Origin of the sequence: Vibrio sp. 10N.222.49.C9 (assembly GCF_041474985.1) — a bacterium.
Classification (GTDB): domain Bacteria; phylum Pseudomonadota; class Gammaproteobacteria; order Enterobacterales; family Vibrionaceae; genus Vibrio; species Vibrio crassostreae_C.
In genome coordinates, this window is sequence record NZ_JBFRVD010001168.1 from 1 (window position 1) to 353 (window position 353).

At 50.4% G+C, this 353-nt stretch carries 1 protein-coding gene; it reads right to left on the bottom strand.

What is annotated here, in order from left to right; all coding sequences use genetic code 11:
- Window positions 1-353: RlmF-related methyltransferase (locus AB4585_RS27405; protein WP_372171900.1), on the bottom strand; the 353-nt coding region annotated here is incomplete at both ends.

Sequence of the window (353 nt, forward strand, 5' to 3'; positions counted from 1 at the left end):
ATTGTCAGCATTTTTTTGTAGGCGCGGGACTATCTTCTTCGACAGATGAGGGTTTAGCTTGGCAATCTCGGTGGCGACTTTGATGGATATTGGGTCAACATCGGACGCAGTAAAGTGCCATTGGTAGTCCGTGGCACCAATAATAGGGTAAATACAGCTCGCCCCTGTGCCGATATCGAGAGCATTGATGGTGTTATCGGTGGTATCCAATAAGTCTGCTAAGCGGTGCACATAATCGGCACGTCCTGGGATCGGCGGGCATAGATAGCCCTTTGGGATGTCCCAGAACTTCACCTGATAGTGGTGCGCCAGCAAGGCCTTATTAAGGGTTAGCACGGCTTCAGGGTCACTAA